The 14,199-nt window shown below is 72.5% G+C and carries 14 protein-coding genes and 1 pseudogene; 3 read left to right on the top strand and 12 right to left on the bottom strand.

Annotated elements, in window-relative coordinates:
- Positions 1-55: 55 nt before the first annotated feature.
- Both ACFVX4_RS19155 and ACFVX4_RS19150 read right to left on the bottom strand, forming a co-directional pair.
- Positions 56-1,060, bottom strand: coding sequence for a sugar ABC transporter substrate-binding protein (locus tag ACFVX4_RS19155; protein ID WP_389978451.1), 1,005 nt, complete (start codon positions 1,058-1,060; stop codon positions 56-58).
- A gap of 93 nt (positions 1,061-1,153) precedes the next feature.
- The gene (locus ACFVX4_RS19150) at positions 1,154-1,912 is read right to left on the bottom strand and encodes a GntR family transcriptional regulator (RefSeq protein ID WP_389978448.1); all 759 of its coding nucleotides are present in this window, start codon (positions 1,910-1,912) and stop codon (positions 1,154-1,156) included.
- 138 nt (positions 1,913-2,050) lie between these two features.
- Between ACFVX4_RS19150 and ACFVX4_RS19145 the strand changes: the two genes are divergently transcribed.
- On the top strand, positions 2,051-3,070 hold the full coding sequence (locus tag ACFVX4_RS19145; protein WP_389978445.1) for a Gfo/Idh/MocA family oxidoreductase: 1,020 nt from the start codon (positions 2,051-2,053) through the stop codon (positions 3,068-3,070).
- Between the two features lie 54 nt (positions 3,071-3,124).
- Here ACFVX4_RS19145 and ACFVX4_RS19140 read toward each other — a convergent pair whose 3' ends face one another.
- The 5 genes and pseudogenes from ACFVX4_RS19140 to ACFVX4_RS19120 form a co-directional block, all read right to left on the bottom strand.
- Positions 3,125-3,550: a PaaI family thioesterase gene (locus tag ACFVX4_RS19140; protein ID WP_389978442.1), complete on the bottom strand. Its 426-nt coding sequence runs from the start codon at positions 3,548-3,550 to the stop codon at positions 3,125-3,127.
- Between the two features lie 16 nt (positions 3,551-3,566).
- Positions 3,567-4,763 (bottom strand): cytochrome P450, encoded by a 1,197-nt coding sequence (locus ACFVX4_RS19135; RefSeq protein WP_389978439.1) that lies wholly within the window; start codon positions 4,761-4,763, stop codon positions 3,567-3,569.
- 63 nt (positions 4,764-4,826) lie between these two features.
- Positions 4,827-5,552, bottom strand: a complete 726-nt coding sequence (locus tag ACFVX4_RS19130) for a response regulator (RefSeq protein WP_389978436.1) — start codon at positions 5,550-5,552, stop codon at positions 4,827-4,829.
- Between the two features lie 69 nt (positions 5,553-5,621).
- Complete coding sequence (locus ACFVX4_RS19125; RefSeq protein WP_389978433.1) at positions 5,622-6,839, bottom strand: sensor histidine kinase; 1,218 nt, start codon at positions 6,837-6,839, stop codon at positions 5,622-5,624.
- A 110-nt stretch (positions 6,840-6,949) separates the two neighbouring features.
- A pseudogene (locus ACFVX4_RS19120) lies at positions 6,950-7,224 on the bottom strand (EamA family transporter); the annotation flags it as partial.
- A gap of 201 nt (positions 7,225-7,425) precedes the next feature.
- On the opposite strand from ACFVX4_RS19120, the gene ACFVX4_RS19115 reads away from it, so the two are divergent.
- Positions 7,426-8,175, top strand: coding sequence for an SDR family NAD(P)-dependent oxidoreductase (locus ACFVX4_RS19115; RefSeq protein WP_389978430.1), 750 nt, complete (start codon positions 7,426-7,428; stop codon positions 8,173-8,175).
- 31 nt (positions 8,176-8,206) lie between these two features.
- Here the strand turns inward: ACFVX4_RS19115 and ACFVX4_RS19110 are convergent, their stop codons facing one another.
- The 3 genes from ACFVX4_RS19110 to allB form a co-directional block, all read right to left on the bottom strand.
- Positions 8,207-8,536: a putative quinol monooxygenase gene (locus ACFVX4_RS19110; protein ID WP_389978427.1), complete on the bottom strand. Its 330-nt coding sequence runs from the start codon at positions 8,534-8,536 to the stop codon at positions 8,207-8,209.
- Between the two features lie 115 nt (positions 8,537-8,651).
- Positions 8,652-9,767, bottom strand: a complete 1,116-nt coding sequence (gene alc / locus ACFVX4_RS19105; protein WP_389978424.1) for an allantoicase — start codon at positions 9,765-9,767, stop codon at positions 8,652-8,654.
- Between the two features lie 2 nt (positions 9,768-9,769).
- Positions 9,770-11,113 (bottom strand): allantoinase AllB, encoded by a 1,344-nt coding sequence (gene allB, locus ACFVX4_RS19100; RefSeq protein WP_389978422.1) that lies wholly within the window; start codon positions 11,111-11,113, stop codon positions 9,770-9,772.
- Between the two features lie 362 nt (positions 11,114-11,475).
- On the opposite strand from allB, the gene ACFVX4_RS19095 reads away from it, so the two are divergent.
- Entirely contained in the window at positions 11,476-12,276 is an 801-nt protein-coding gene (locus ACFVX4_RS19095; RefSeq protein WP_389978419.1) for an IclR family transcriptional regulator, read from the top strand.
- Between the two features lie 53 nt (positions 12,277-12,329).
- Here the strand turns inward: ACFVX4_RS19095 and ACFVX4_RS19090 are convergent, their stop codons facing one another.
- Both ACFVX4_RS19090 and ACFVX4_RS19085 read right to left on the bottom strand, forming a co-directional pair.
- Entirely contained in the window at positions 12,330-13,010 is a 681-nt protein-coding gene (locus tag ACFVX4_RS19090) for an ABC transporter ATP-binding protein (protein ID WP_389978416.1), read from the bottom strand.
- Positions 13,007-14,101 (bottom strand): ABC transporter permease, encoded by a 1,095-nt coding sequence (locus ACFVX4_RS19085; protein ID WP_389978413.1) that lies wholly within the window; start codon positions 14,099-14,101, stop codon positions 13,007-13,009. Before ACFVX4_RS19085 ends, ACFVX4_RS19090 begins: the two co-directional genes overlap by 4 nt.
- Positions 14,102-14,199 lie beyond the last annotated feature (98 nt).

Here is a 14,199-nt window from a genome sequence, read left to right as displayed (position 1 = left end):
GCAGGGGCGGGACGCGTGTGTCGGCACCGGGTGCGCGCGGCGGTGTGCGGGAGGTTCACCGGGTACCGCGCGCGGTGTACTTCTCCAGCTGCGGCACGTCGTCGGCGGTGACGATCGCCGGGCCGGTGAGCACCGGCTTTCCGCCGCCGACGACGTTGCCGTTGGTCCTGTTCAGCCAGAGCTCGTCGACGGCGAGGTAGCCCTGGAGGTAGGGCTGCTGGTCGACGGCGAAGCCGACCTCGTGCGCCTTCAGCCTCTTGACGACCTCGGCGTTCAGATCGAAGGTGTCGACCTCCGCCGTGCTGCCGGAGCCCTCCTTGGCCTTGACGGAGGCGGCGGCGAAGGGTGCGCCGAGGGTGACGATCGCGTCGATGTCCTTGTCGGCCTGGAGCTTCGCCTCGATCGAGGAGGTGGAGGCCGGCATGTTGGTGCCCTCGACATTGAGGTTCTCGACCTTGCCACCGAAGGTCTTCCGCACCCCGGCGCAGCGCTCCTCCAGCGACACATTGCCCTGCTCGTGGATGACGCAGACGGCCTTCTTGCGGCCCCGCGCGTTCAGCTCCTCGCCGACGGCCTCGCCCGCGACCCGCTCGTCCTGCCCGATGTGCCCGAGCGCGCCGATCTCCTTGGAGAACTGCGCGCCCGAATTGATGGTCACCACGGGTATGCCGGCCTTCACGGCCTTGGCGACGACATCCTTGACGGCCTCCGGTTTGGCGAGGGTGACGACGATCCCGTCGACCTTCTGGTCGATGGCGGCCTGGACGAGCTGGGCCTGTTCCTTGCCCTCCTTGTTCGCCGAGTACAGGAACTCGACGTTGTCCTTGGCCGCCGCCTGTTTCGCGCCGCTCTGCACGATGTCCCAGAAGGTGTCGCCCTCCCCCGAGTGCGTGACCATCGCGATCTTCATCCGGGGAGTGGTGGCGGCCGCGCCCGCGCCGCTGCTTCCTCCCGCGGGCTTCTCCTCGGCGCTCCTGCCGCCGGAGCCACTGCAGCCGGCGACGGCGATACCGAGGGCCGCGACGGTGATCAGAGTTGCTGCCTTGCGAGAGGTACGCATGGTGGGTCCGCCTTCTCTCCCGGCCGCCCGAGTGCGGCTGGGGGAGTTCTAGCGGTGGGCGTTCGAGACGTCAACGGGGCCGTGCGGCCGTCGTCACCGTACGAGCAGCTGGAAGTCGAAGGTGTAGCGCGAGGCCCGGTAGATGTGGGAGCCGAACTCGACGGCCCGTCCGGTGTCGTCGAAGGTGGTGCGCTCCATCGTCAGCAGGGCGGCCCCCTCCGGCTCGGCGAGCCCGGCCGCCTCGTCGGCGGTGGCGAGCCGGGCGCCGACGGTCTGGCGGGCGCTGTGCAGGGTGATGCCCGCGCCGCGCATCATCCGGTACAGGCCGGTGGCCTCCAGCCGTCCGGTGTCCAGGTCGACGATCCCGGGCGGCAGGTGGTTGCGCAGGAGCGCCAGCGGCTCGTCGTGGGCGTACCGCAGCCGCTCGACGAGGTGTACGTCGGTGCCTTCGGCGACCGCCAGGGCGTCGGCCACCTCGGGGCCGGCGGGCTCGACGGTGTTGCGCAGGACGCGGGTCGTGGGGTGCCCGCCCGCGGCCTCCAGGTCGTCGTAGAGGCTGCTCAGTTCGAGCGGGCGCCGGACCGTGCTGTGCACGACCTGGGTGCCGACGCCGCGACGGCGGACCATCAGGCCCTTGTCGACCAGTGACTGGATGGCCTGGCGGACCGTGGGCCGGGACAGGCCGAGCCGGGCCGCGAGCTCGATCTCGTTGCCGAGGAGGCTGCCGGGGGCGAGCCGGCCCTGCTCGATGGCCGCTTCCAGCTGCTGGGCCAGCTGGAAGTACAGGGGGATCGGGCTGGTGCGGTCCACGCCGAGTTCGAGTGCGTCGGGGTCGGTGGTGGGTTTGGGCACGCGTGGAGGGTATCCCTCACGTCAGAACCTCCGGTAGTCCGGTCGTCCTGTTGTCCGGACAGCATGACCAACGAACAAGCCACACCTTGTCAGGACATATGGTTGACAGCGCAGCCGACGGGCGGGCACGTTGGGTCCATGCGTATCGGACTCATCGGCACCGGCCGGATCGGTTCCTTCCACGCGGGCGTGCTGGCCCGCCATCCCGAGGTGGACGCCCTGGTGGTGACGGACACCGACGGGGCGCGGGCCGCCGAGATCGCGCGGCGCACCGGCGCGACGGCCGTCCCGGGCGCCGCCGAGGTGTTCGGCGCGGGTGTGGACGCCGTGGTGATCGCCTCGGCCACCTCGGCGCACGCGGAGCTGATCGGCCGGGCGGCACGGGCGGGGCTCCCGGCGTTCTGCGAGAAGCCGATCGCCCTGGACCTGCCGGGGACCCTGGGCGCGCTGCGCGAGGTCGACCGGGCCGGGAGCGTGCTCCAACTGGGCTTCATGCGCAGGTTCGACGCGGGTTTCCGGGCGGCCCGTACCGCCGTGCGGGCCGGTGCGCTGGGCAGGCTGCACACCGTGCGGGCGGTGACGATGGACCCGGCCCCGCCGCCCGCCGCGTATCTGCCGCTCTCCGGGGGGCTGTACCGGGACTGCCTGGTCCATGACTTCGACATGCTGCGGTGGGTGACGGGCCGTGAGGTGACGGAGGTGTACGCCGCCGGATCGGATGCCGGGCCCGGGATGTTCCGGGCGGCGGGCGATGTCGACACGGCGGCGGTCCTGCTGACCCTCGACGACGGCACCCTGGCCACGGCGGCGGCCACCCGCTGCAACGGCGCCGGTTACGACGTACGGATGGAGCTGGCGGGCGATCTGGACCAGATCACGGTCGGCCTGGACGGCCGGACACCGGTCACCTCGGCCGAACCCGAGGGCCCTCCGGCTCCCGCCAGCCCCTGGCCCGGCTTCCTGGAGCGGTTCGCTCCGGCGTACGAGGCCGAACTGGACGCGTTCGTACGGGTGGTGCGGGGCAAGCTGCCCAATCCGTGCGACGGCCGGGAGGCGTGGTTCGCGCTGCTGATCGCGGAGGCGTGCGAGGTGTCGCGCCGGGAGCGGCGCCCCGTGACGATCGCGGAGATCACCGCCGGAGCGACACCGCGGCCCTAGGCCCTGTCGTCGAACTGCCGTCGTCGCCCGTCCGGATCAGGCCGGGCGTTCGGTTCAGGAGGACTGCGGGGCGGCCGACAGCACGGTCCCCTGCGCGACCGCGCAGAGCGTCCGCTCCCCGTCCTCCCCCGCGGCGAACAGCTCGCAGCGGACCACCGCCCGGCGGCGGCCGGTGTGCGCGACCTCTGCGTGGGCGACGAGGGTGCTCCCGGTGGCGGGCCGGACGTACTGGATGGAGAAACCACCGGTCAGTACGGCCGGGCCGAGCGTCGTACCGGCGGCGAAGGTGATCGCGTTGTCGGCGGCGTAGGCCAGGACCCCGCCGTGCAGAAAGCCGTTCTGCTGCTGGAGTTCCTGGCGGATGTCCACTTCGAGGGTGGCCGCGCCGTCCCCGAAGGCGGTGATCCGTGCCCCCACGAGTCCGCTGAACGGCTGGCTGTCGAGCACCTTCCGCGCCATCGGCAGGTCAAGTCCGGTCATGACAGAGCTCCTTGTCTCACCAGCGGACGGGCAGCCCGCGCACCCCGCGGATCAGCATCCCGGGAATCCAGTCCAGCTCCCCGCCCTCCGCGTCCGACGCGAGGGAGGGGCACCGCTCCAGCAGCGTACGGATCGCGATCCGGCCCTCCATGCGGGCCAGCGGCGCACCCACGCAGAAGTGGACGCCGTGCCCGAAGGCCAGGTGTCCCTGGGCGTCGCGGCGGATGTCGAAGGTGTCCGGTTCCGGGTAGCGGCCGCGGTCCCGGTCGGCGCCCGCCAGGGACACCAGGACCGGGGCGCCCGCCGGAACGACCCGCCGCCCGATCTCGACCTGCTCGCGGGGGTAGCGGAAGGTGGCGGTCTCCACCGGCCCGTCGTAGCGCAGCATCTCCTCGACCGCACCGCCGATCAGCTCCGGGTCGTCCCTCAGGGCCGCCAGTTGGCGGGGATGGTCGAGCAGTGCCCGTACCCCGTTGCCGATCAGGTTGACCGTGGTCTCGTGGCCGGCCACCAGCAACAGGAAGGCCATGCCCACGAGTTCGTCGGGCGACAGACCGTCGCCCTCCTCGTCGCGCGTCCTGACCAGGGCGCTCATCAGGTCGTCGCCGGGCGAGCACCGCTTGTCCTCGATGAGTTCGCGCAGGTACTCGTTCATGGCGCGCACCGCCTCGAACTCCTGCTCCGGCGAGGCGGGGGTGACGACGCCGTTCGACAGCCGGCGGAAGGCGTCGCGGTCCAGGTCCGGCACACCGATCAGCTCGCAGATGACGGTCATCGGGAGCGGAAAGGCGAGCGCGTCGACGAGATCGGCGCGTCCGGCGGGCACCATCGTGTCGAGGAGCTCGTCGGTGATCTGCTGGACGCGCGGGCGCAGGGCCTCGACCCGGCGGGCGGTGAACTCCCGGGCGACGAGCTTGCGCAGCCGGGTGTGGTGGGGCGCGTCCAGCTCCAGCATGTTGAGGAAGATGGGGTCGCTCTCGGCGGGTGCGCCGGGCAGGCCCCGCCAGTCCTTGGCGAACCGCTGGTCGGCGAGGACCGCGCGGGCCTCGTCGTATCCCACCACCAGCCAGACGCGCTCGAACTCGTCGGTGCGGACGGTGTGCACCGGGCCCGCGGCCCGCAGCTTCTCGTAGTACGGATACGGGTTCGCGGTGAAGTCCGCGAACCCGCGCAGATCGACATCGACCTCGGCACGGCCACTGGCATCGGACATGGGATCGCCCCTCCCGGTCTGACGGCTCCTTCGGCCCGGTCGCTTCGGACCGGCCGGTTCACCCTACGTCGCCGGCTCCGCGCCGTCGTCGTCGAGCAGACCCGCGTCGTGCACCAACAGCGCGATCTGGACACGGTTGTTGAAGCCGAACTTGGCCAGGATCCGGGACACCTGCGTCTTCACGGTCGCCACACTGAGATAGAGCGTCGCGGCGATCTCGGCGTTGGAACGGCCGCGCGCGACGGCGATCGCGACCTCGCGTTCCCGCTCGGCGAGTGCGGCGATCCGCTGCCGTGCCCGGTCGGCACGGTCCATCCGGTCGTCGCGGGGACCGGTTCCGGCGGCGCGGGCCATGAGCTGGCGCGTCACCGCGGGCGACAGCACCGGGTCCCCGGCCGCCACCCGTCGCACCGAGTCGACGATCTGTGCCGGCGGGGTGTCCTTCAGGACGAATCCGGCCGCCCCGGCGCGGATGGCCCGCAGCACCTGTTCGTCGGCGTGGAACGTCGTCAGGACGACGACCTCCGGAGCGTCGGGGCGGGTGCGCAGGGACTCGGTCGCGGTCAGCCCGTCCATGCCGGGCATCCGGATGTCCATCAGCACCACGTCGGGGCGCAGCCGGTCGACGAGTTCCGCGACCTCGGTGCCGTCCGTCCCCTCCCCCACGATGTCGATGTCGTCGGCGCCGCCGAGCATGAGGGCGAGGCCGGCCCGTACGAGCGGGTCGTCGTCGACGATGAGCAGCCGGACGGACCGTGCCGCGGGATCCATCGGGGTGGAGGTGGTCATGACGACAACCGTAGCCAGGCCCGGACACCGGACGCACCGGGGTCCGTCGGTCCGGGGCGGGTGCGACGGTCAGGCCGGCCACGGCAGCGAGGCCCGGACACGGAAGCCGCCGTCCGGTTCCGGCCCGTGGTCGAGGCTGCCCCCGGCCAGGGTGGCGCGTTCCGTGAGGCCGATGAGCCCCTGGCCGGAACCGGGGACCTGCTCGAAGGGTTCGGTGGGCGCCGGATTGCACACCTCGACGGTGAGCCCCTCGCCCGGGGCGCCGGTGACCATGACGGTGACCTCGGCGCCGGGCGCGTGCTTGCGGGCGTTGGTCAGGCCCTCCTGGGCGATTCGGTAGACGGTGCGGCCGGTGGCGGCGGGGGCCGCGGCGGGGTCGCCGACCCGGTTGTCGAGGGTGACCTTCATGCCGGCCAGCCGGGACTCGGCGATCAGCGAGTCCAGGGTGGCGAGGGTGGGCTGCGGCCGGTCGCCGTCGCTCTCGCCGGGGCTGCGCAGGACTCCGATGATCTCGCGGAGGTCCTGGAGCGCCTCGTGCGCGCTGTCCCGGATGACCCCGGCCGCGCGGGCCACCTCGGCCGTCGGTGCGTCGGGGCGGAATTCGAGGGCACCGGCGTGGACGCTGAGCAGCGTCAGCCGGTGGGCGAGGACGTCGTGCATCTCGCGGGCGATGGCCTCGCGGGCCAGCCGCTGCGCCTGTTCGGCCCGGAGCTCCGCCTCGGTCTCGGCCCGGTGGGCCCGCTCGCGCAGGGTGACGACGAGCTGGCGCCTGGACCGTACGACCATGCCCCAGCTGATCACCAGCAGGGGCAGCAGCACTCCGACGACCGTGGCCCCGGTGAACGAGGTATCCGGGTCGGGACGCAGATACGGCTGTACGGGGGCGAGGGCCAGGGCGAGCGCCCCGACGGCCGCGACGGGCCGGAACGGGCGGTGCACGGCCACGCCGAACAGCGCGACGAGCATGGCCCCCGCCGAGACCGGCTCGACCGTTGCGACCAGAACCAGGGCCACCGCGACGCCGACCGGCCACCGCCGCCGCACCCACAGGGCACAGCAGGCCAGGGCGCCGATCACGATGTCGGCGAACAGGACGCTGTCAGGGGTGGTGGGGTCGGCTTCGATCGCCGCCGCCGCGAGCATGCCGACCACGGCCGCGCAGAGGAAGGCGGTCAGGTCGACGGCCCAGTCCCGCACGGTGCGTCGCGAGCGGCCGGGCCGGTCGTCGGGCAGCTCGGGGTCGGCCATCGCCGAGGGCAGCAGCCAGCGGTACTCCGTACGCGTCATGCCTCAAAACTACCCAGGCCGGACGGATGCCCCCGGCCGCACGGACACGTCGAGCGACCAAAGTCGCGGAACACGAGACTTTCGGACGGGGCCGGTGGCCGCCGCTCGGCTCAGGAGGCGGCCGGGGGCACTGCCCGGCGGCCCCAGGCGGTACCGGCCAGGACGAGCACCGCGCCCACCGCGCCGAGGACGCCGAGCCGTTCACCGCCGATCGCGATGCCCGCGGCGGCGGCCCAGAGCGGCTCCGTGCCGAGCAGCAGACCGACCCGGGACGGTGGGTGCGGCGTACCGACCACATCTGCACGAAGAAGGCGAAGAGCGTGCAGAAGACGGAGAGGAAGAGCAGCCCGCCCCACTCCCGGACGCCGGACCCCGCGGCCACACTCTCCTGATCCGGTCGGTCGTCCTTCTCTTCCGACCCCGCTGCCACCCGGAACTCATCGGTCCGACCGCGAACGGCGTCCCGCGTCGGCGTCCGATTCCCGCCGGTGACGGCCGGACGGAAGGGCTTTCCTGGTCCATGTCGAAGCGCACGACGTGTGTCGAAGCGCCCGACGAAACACCGTCGACCTGCAAGGAACCCATCATGACCAGCACCACCACCGGCACGACCCGGACCGCACTCGTCACCGGAGGCAGCCGGGGCATCGGCGCCGCGACCGCCCTGCGGCTCGCCCGGGACGGCGTCGATGTGGCACTGACGTACGTACAGGACGAGGCTGCCGCGCTGGCGGTCGTCGAGAAGATCCGCTCGTACGGCCGGCGCGGCATCGCCCTGCGCGTGGACTCGGCCGACCCGGAGGCGGTCCCGGCGGCCGTGACCGGTGCCGCGGACGCGCTCGGCCGGCTGGACATCCTGGTCAACAACGCGGGCATCGGCGTCCTCGGGCCCATCGGCACCCTCACCCCCGCCGATGTGGACCGGGTGCTGGCGGTCAATGTGCGGGCGGTGTTCCTGGCCTGCCGAACGGCGGCGGAGCTGATGGAGCACGGTGGCCGCATCGTCTCCGTCGGTACGGCCCTGAGCCGGTACGCGGGCGGCCCCGGATCCACCCTCTACGCGATGAGCAAGTCGGCGCTGGCCGGTCTCACCAAGCCGCTCGCCCGTGAACTCGGCCCGCGCGGCATCACGGTCAACCTGGTGCAGCCCGGCCCGGTCGACACGGATCTCAACCCGGCCGACGGCCCGTTCGCCGCCGGCCAGCGCTCGGCGACCGCCCTGGACCGGTTCGGTACGACGGACGAAGTGGCTTCCCTCATCGCCTACTTGGCCGGTGAGGAGGCGGCGTACATCACCGGCACGGAGGTGACGGTGGACGGCGGCCACGCGGCCTGACCGAGCCGCGCGGCCCCGGAGGTGTGCGGGGTCACCGCGAGCGCGGGGTGACCTCCGCCATCCGGGACCAACCCTCGCCCGGCACCTCGACGTTGATGATCTCCGGGGTCTCGGCGACGAGATCCGCCATCAGGTCCATGGCCGAGGCGAAGTGCTCGGACTTCACATGGGCCTCACCGGCCTCGGGGGAGGCGAAGGCCTCCAGCAGGACGAACTGGTCCGGGTTCTCGACGCTGTACGACCACTCGAAGAACACGTTGCCCGGCTCCTGCCGGGTGGCGAGGGTGAAGGGCGCGACGGCCGGGAGCCAGTTGTCGCGCTCTTCGCTGCGGACGGTGAACTTGACGGCGATGAAGATCATGCGTCCAGGGTCGCATATGCCCTGGACGGGGACTCATCGGGCACACCCGGATGGCGTCGGCCCGGCCCCGGACTCCTCGTCCGGACCGGGCCCGACGCCATGCGTGCGAAAGTGCCTAACCGCCCAGCTCGCGGTGGCGGGCCGCCAGCCGTGCGGCGCCCTCCTCGGTCGGCGAGCCGAACAGCCGCAGCCGGGAGATTCCGCCGTCCGGGAAGATGTCGATCCGGATGTGCGTGGCCCGGACCGGCTCCGGCAGGACGAAGCGGTGGTCGGTGTCGGGCTGCAGCCGGGTCCGGGGCAGCACCTCGGTCCAGTCGCCGCTCTCGCCGTCGCGGGCGGAGAGGCTCGCCCAGCCCGCCGAGTTGCCCTTCAGATACGCGGTGTCGATCTCGACGGCGCGGATCCGTGCCTGCTCGACGAGCCGGTAGCGGATCCAGTCGTTGCCCCTGTCGCGCCGGCGCCGGGTCTCCCAGCCGTCGTCCATCTTGCGGGACCGGCCGGGCCGGATGGTGTTGGTGGCCGGGGAGTAGAAGCGGTCGGAGGCGTCCTCCACCGTGCCGCCGTTCTCCAGGGCGACCAGATCGAAGGTGCCGAGCGCGGCCAGCCAGGCGGGGTCGGGGGCGACCTCGCCGTACACCCGGAGGCGGGCTATTCCGCCGTCGGGGTGCTGGTTGACCCGCAGATGGGTGACGCGCCGCTCGGCCGCGACCACGAAGCCGTTGGCCGCGTGACCGCCAACGGCCGTACGGGGTATGAGCGTTGTCCACTCGACCTCGGGCGCGAGGAGTTCCTCGGGCGACGGGGAGCCGGGCACGCAGGCCGCCTCGACGGAGACCGCCTGCGGGTAGTTGCCGCGGAAGTGGGCGGTGTCGACGACGATGCCGCGGACGATTCCGGGTGCGCCGAGCCGTACCAGCGCCCAGTCGTGGTCCCCGTCCGCGGGGTGCGGCAGATCCGCGCTCGCACCGCGACGGCGGCGGGTCTCCCAGCCGTCCATGATCTTGCCCTTGTGGCCGAAGCGCTCGGGGTCGAACTCGGCGGGCTCCGGCTTGAGCAGGTTCTCGCGCTCGGCGAAGAACTCGTCGTTGGCGGCGATCACACCCGCGCCGAGCCGCCGGTCGGCGAGGTCGACGAGATCGGTGAAGGGGAAGTCGGCGGTGCGGTAGTCGGCGTACGGATCGCCGCCGCCGTACGGGTTCGCGTCACCGGTGAAGCGCTCGGTCGCCGTCATGGTCACTGGTTCCTTTCGAGGAGTCGGCCGGTTGGTCCGGCGACCGTGCCGTCGGCCGCGATCCGTTCGCCCCGCAGCCAGGTCGACTTCACGACGCCGTGCAGGGTCCGGCCGGCGTACGCGGTGACCTGGTTGCGGTGGAAGAGTTCGGCGGGGTCGACGGTGAACGTGTCGTCGGGGGCGAGCACCGCGAAGTCCGCGTCGCGGCCGGCCTCGATGGCACCCTTCCGGGTCAGCCCGGCCAGTTCGGCGGGGGCGGCCGACATCCAGCGGGCGACGTCGTCGAGCGAGTGGCCGCGCTTGCGGGCCTCGGTCCAGATGGCGGGCAGCCCGAGCTGGAGGGAGGAGATCCCGCCCCAGGCGGAGGCGAAGTCCGGCGTCTTCAGGTCGGTGGTGCACGGCGAGTGGTCGGAGACGATGCAGTCGATCGTCCCGTCGGCCAGCCCCTCCCACAGCGCGTCCTGGTTGGCGGCCTCGCGGATCGGCGGGCAGCACTTGAACTCCGTGGCGCCGTCCGGGACCTCCTCGGCGGTGAGGGTGAGGAAGTGCGGGCAGGACTCCACCGTGATCCGTACGCCGTCCCGCTTGGCGGCGGCGATCATCGGCAGTGCGTCGCTGGAGGAGAGATGCAGGACGTGGACGCGGGCGTTCAGCCGCCTGGCATGCGCGATCAGGCCCTCGATCGCGGTGTTCTCGGCGTCGCGCGGCCGGGAGGCGAGGAAGTCGGCGTACGCGGGGCCGCTGCGCTGCGGGGCGGAGGCCAGATGGCGCGGGTCCTCGGCGTGCACGATCAGCAGCCCGCCGAACCCGGCGATCTCCGCCATGGACCGGGCCAGCTGCTCCTGGTCGAGCTCGGGGAACTCCTCGACGCCGGAGGGCGAGAGGAAGCACTTGAAGCCGAACACCCCGGCCTCGTACAGCGGCCGCAGGTCCTTGACGTTGGACGGGATCGCACCGCCCCAGAAGCCGGTGTCGATGTGCGCCTTGGGGGCGGCCACCTGCTGCTTGGTGCGCAGACGGTCGACGGTGGTGGTCGGCGGCAGGGAGTTGAGCGGCATGTCGAGCAGGGTGGTGATGCCGCCCGCCGCCGCCGCGCGGGTGGCGGTGAAGAAGCCTTCCCACTCCGTGCGGCCCGGGTCGTTCACATGGACATGCGTGTCGACGAGTCCGGGCAGCAGGACGTCGTCGCCGAAGTCCTCCAGCCGGGCGCCGGCCGGCACCTCGGTGTCGTACGGCAGGACGGCGTCGATTCTCCCGTCGGCGACGGCGACCACTGCGGGGCGCGTCCCGTCCGGGGTGACGACACGCGTCGAGCGCAGTACCAGCTTCACGTCCGCACCGGACACCCGTGCTCCTCACTTCGGACCTTCGAACGCTGACAAATTCAACGAACTGTTGAAGGAGTCTTCACTCGGGATTCGGGCCCGTCAAGACCCCACTCTCCTCGCCGGACGGCCGGCGGGCCATCCCGCACCCGCAACTGGAGATTTCCACAAAGTAAAAGACTCATTTCGGAGAGCGGAACGTAACATGGGACCAGTGCGGCCCCGCAGAACTGCCCCGCCGATTGCCGACACCGGGACAAACAGGCTCTGACCGGCCAGGACGCCGCACCCGGAGCAGTGGGCCGATCGGGAACCGCCCGGTAGGCTGCTGGGTGCCTCGCCGGGCGGGGCACCAGCTCTTCCGCCTCGAAAGGACCGTTGACGTGCCGCCGTCCCACGCCAGCACATCCGACTCCAAGCCCGCCGCGCCCAGCGGTGGTGTGCAGTCCCTTGAGCGTGCCTTCGATCTGCTGGAGCGGATGGCGGACGCGGGGGGTGAGGTCGGGCTGAGCGAACTCTCCGCGAGCAGCGGGCTCCCGCTGCCGACCATTCACCGCCTGATGCGCACGCTGGTGCTCTGCGGATACGTGCGCCAGCAGCCCAACCGGCGCTACGCCCTCGGCCCCCGGCTGATCCGGCTCGGCGAGTCCGCGTCCCGGCTCCTCGGCACCTGGGCCCGCCCGTATCTCGCCCGCCTGGTCGAGGAGACCGGCGAGACGGCGAACATGGCGCTGCTCGACGGCGACGAGGTCGTGTACGTGGCGCAGGTGCCGTCCAAGCACTCGATGCGCATGTTCACCGAGGTGGGCCGCCGGGTGCTCCCCCACTCCACCGGGGTCGGCAAGGCGCTGCTGGCGCACACGCCGCCGGAGGAGGTGCGGGCCCTGCTCGCCCGTACCGGGATGCCCGCCGCCACCGAGAAGACGATCACCACCCCCGACGGCTTCCTCGACGCCCTGGAGCACGTCCGCCGGGTCGGCTACGCGGTCGACGACAACGAGCAGGAGATCGGGGTCCGCTGCCTGGCGGTCTCCGTCCCGAACTCCCCCACTTCGGCCGCGATTTCGATCTCCGGTCCGGCGGGCCGGGTGACGGACGCGGCGACGGAGCGGATCGTGCCGATCCTCCAGCAGGCCGCGAAGGAGCTCTCCGACGCGCTGGCGAGCAGCGGCTCCGCCGGCTGAGACACCGGAGACACGGAAGGAGGGGTGGCCGGGGCCACCCCTCCTTCCGTGCCTCAGACCGGTTCGGGCACCGTCAGGCGGCCATCGTCCATCCGGACCGTGCGGTCCGCCCGGTCCAGATGGGTCCGGTCGTGCGTGACCAGCACCGTCGCCGTCGACCGTTCCCGGGTCAGCGCGACCAGCAGGTCCAGCACCGCCGCGCCCCGCTCGTGATCGAGCGCGCTGGTCGGTTCGTCGACCAGCAGCACCGCCGGGTCGTTCATCAGTGCCCGCGCGATGTTGATCCGCTGCCGCTGTCCGCCCGACAGCTGGTGCGGCCGGCGTCCGGCCTGGTCCGCCAGGCCGACCGCGTCCAGCAGTTCCAGCGCCCGGCCGCGGGCTCCGCGTACGGCGCCGCCCGAGAGGTGGGTCATCACCTGGAGCTGTTCGGCCGCCGTGAGCGACGGCAGCAGATTGGGCTGCTGGAAGACGATGCCGATGTGCTCGCGGCGCAGCTCCGCCTGTTGCGCACGGCCCAGGCCCGCGGTGTCCGTACCGGCGACGACCACCCGGCCCTCGTCCGCGGTGACCAGGGTCGCGGCCACCGCGAGCAGACTGGACTTGCCGGAGCCGGAGGGTCCCACGACCGCGGTGAGCGTACCCGGGGGCACATCCAGCGAGATCCGGTCGAGGGCGGTGAGCCGGCCGTCGCCGTCCGGGTAGGTGAGGGTGACGTCGGCGAGGGTGAGGGTCATCGGGCACTCCCGAGTGCGGTGAGCGGGTCGACGGCGGTGATCCGCCGGATGGACAGGGCCGCCCCGAGGGCACCGAGGACGATCATGACGGCGGCCGGGACCAGGACGGTCGCCGCGTCGAGGACGAACGGCACGGCCCCGCCGCTGATCAGGGCGCCGAGCCCGGAGGCGAGCGCGGTGCCCACTCCCGTGCCGATGGCGAGCATCACGACGGCCTGCCCGAGCGCGTCGCGCAGCAGATACGGGGTGGAGGCGCCGAGCGCCTTGAGCACGGCGACGTCGCCGCTGCGCTGGATCGTCCAGACGGTGAAGAAGGCGCCGATGACCAGGGCGGAGATGGCGAAGAGGAAGCCGCGCATCAGCTGGAGCGAGCCGTTCTCGGCCTGGTAGGAGCCGATGGCGGTGAGCGAGTCGCCGAGGGAGAGCGTGCTGGTGCCGGCCGCCCTGTCGCCCGCGGCGAGATCGGCGCCGTCGGTGGTGGTCAGGGCGATCACCGTGGCATGCCCGGCCCGGCCGTCGCCGTCGCCCCCGAACCGCTGCCAGTCGTCGAGCGAGGTCCACACGACCGGCGTGTGGCTGTACGAGGCGTCCCCCGCGACGGCCGCGACGGTGACCTCGTGGCCACCGAGCCGCAGCCGGTCACCGACCCCTGCCGCCAGGTCCTCGGCGGCCTGCCCGGACAATACCACCCGCCCCGGACCGACCCGCGCACCGCCGGTGGGCGCCAGGCCCCCGTCCGGCTCGATCCCGAACGCCGACACCGCGGCCGTGCGCCCGCCCCGGACGGCGGCGGCGTTGAGCGTGCGGATACCGAGCGGTTCCGCGCCGCTCACACCGGGCCGCTCCGCCCAGCTCCGCCAGGCACTCTCCTCGACGGTCGAGTCGGTGAAGGACACCGCCCGGCCGTCGGGCGGGGCGGCGAACGCCAGGTGGTCGGCGTTCAGCCCCGTGACGGCCGAGGTGTTCTCCCGGGCCAGACCGGCGGTGAGTCCGGACAGCAGACCCACGAGCAGCGTGATCAGCACCACGACCGTGCCCATGAGCGCGAACCGGCCCTTGGCGAACCGGAGATCTCTCCATGCAACGAACATGCCCCCAGCCTCGCCGTCCGGGCCGCCGGAAACATCGCTCGGCGGTGGGGCCCGACATCAACCTTTCGATTGACCGGCCCCCGCCGCCCCGCGTCTAC

Source organism: Streptomyces sp. NPDC058240, assembly GCF_042882135.1.
Taxonomy (GTDB): Bacteria; Actinomycetota; Actinomycetes; order Streptomycetales; family Streptomycetaceae; genus Streptomyces.
Note: the sequence above shows the minus strand (reverse complement) of the source record. Positions and strands in the feature narration are given on the sequence as shown.

Bases quoted from the DNA above. Each gene is read 5' to 3' on its own strand.
- ACFVX4_RS19085 (WP_389978413.1), bottom strand. From the start codon at position 14,101: ATGTTCGTTGCATGGAGAGATCTCCGGTTCGCCAAGGGCCGGTTCGCG.
- ACFVX4_RS19125 (WP_389978433.1), bottom strand. From the start codon at position 6,839: ATGACGCGTACGGAGTACCGCTGGCTGCTGCCCTCGGCGATGGCCGAC.
- ACFVX4_RS19115 (WP_389978430.1), top strand. From the start codon at position 7,426: ATGACCAGCACCACCACCGGCACGACCCGGACCGCACTCGTCACCGGA.
- ACFVX4_RS19145 (WP_389978445.1), top strand. From the start codon at position 2,051: ATGCGTATCGGACTCATCGGCACCGGCCGGATCGGTTCCTTCCACGCG.
- ACFVX4_RS19090 (WP_389978416.1), bottom strand. From the start codon at position 13,010: ATGACCCTCACCCTCGCCGACGTCACCCTCACCTACCCGGACGGCGAC.
- alc (WP_389978424.1), bottom strand. From the start codon at position 9,767: ATGACGGCGACCGAGCGCTTCACCGGTGACGCGAACCCGTACGGCGGC.
- ACFVX4_RS19140 (WP_389978442.1), bottom strand. From the start codon at position 3,550: ATGACCGGACTTGACCTGCCGATGGCGCGGAAGGTGCTCGACAGCCAG.
- ACFVX4_RS19130 (WP_389978436.1), bottom strand. From the start codon at position 5,552: ATGACCACCTCCACCCCGATGGATCCCGCGGCACGGTCCGTCCGGCTG.
- ACFVX4_RS19135 (WP_389978439.1), bottom strand. From the start codon at position 4,763: ATGTCCGATGCCAGTGGCCGTGCCGAGGTCGATGTCGATCTGCGCGGG.
- ACFVX4_RS19155 (WP_389978451.1), bottom strand. From the start codon at position 1,060: ATGCGTACCTCTCGCAAGGCAGCAACTCTGATCACCGTCGCGGCCCTC.
- ACFVX4_RS19110 (WP_389978427.1), bottom strand. From the start codon at position 8,536: ATGATCTTCATCGCCGTCAAGTTCACCGTCCGCAGCGAAGAGCGCGAC.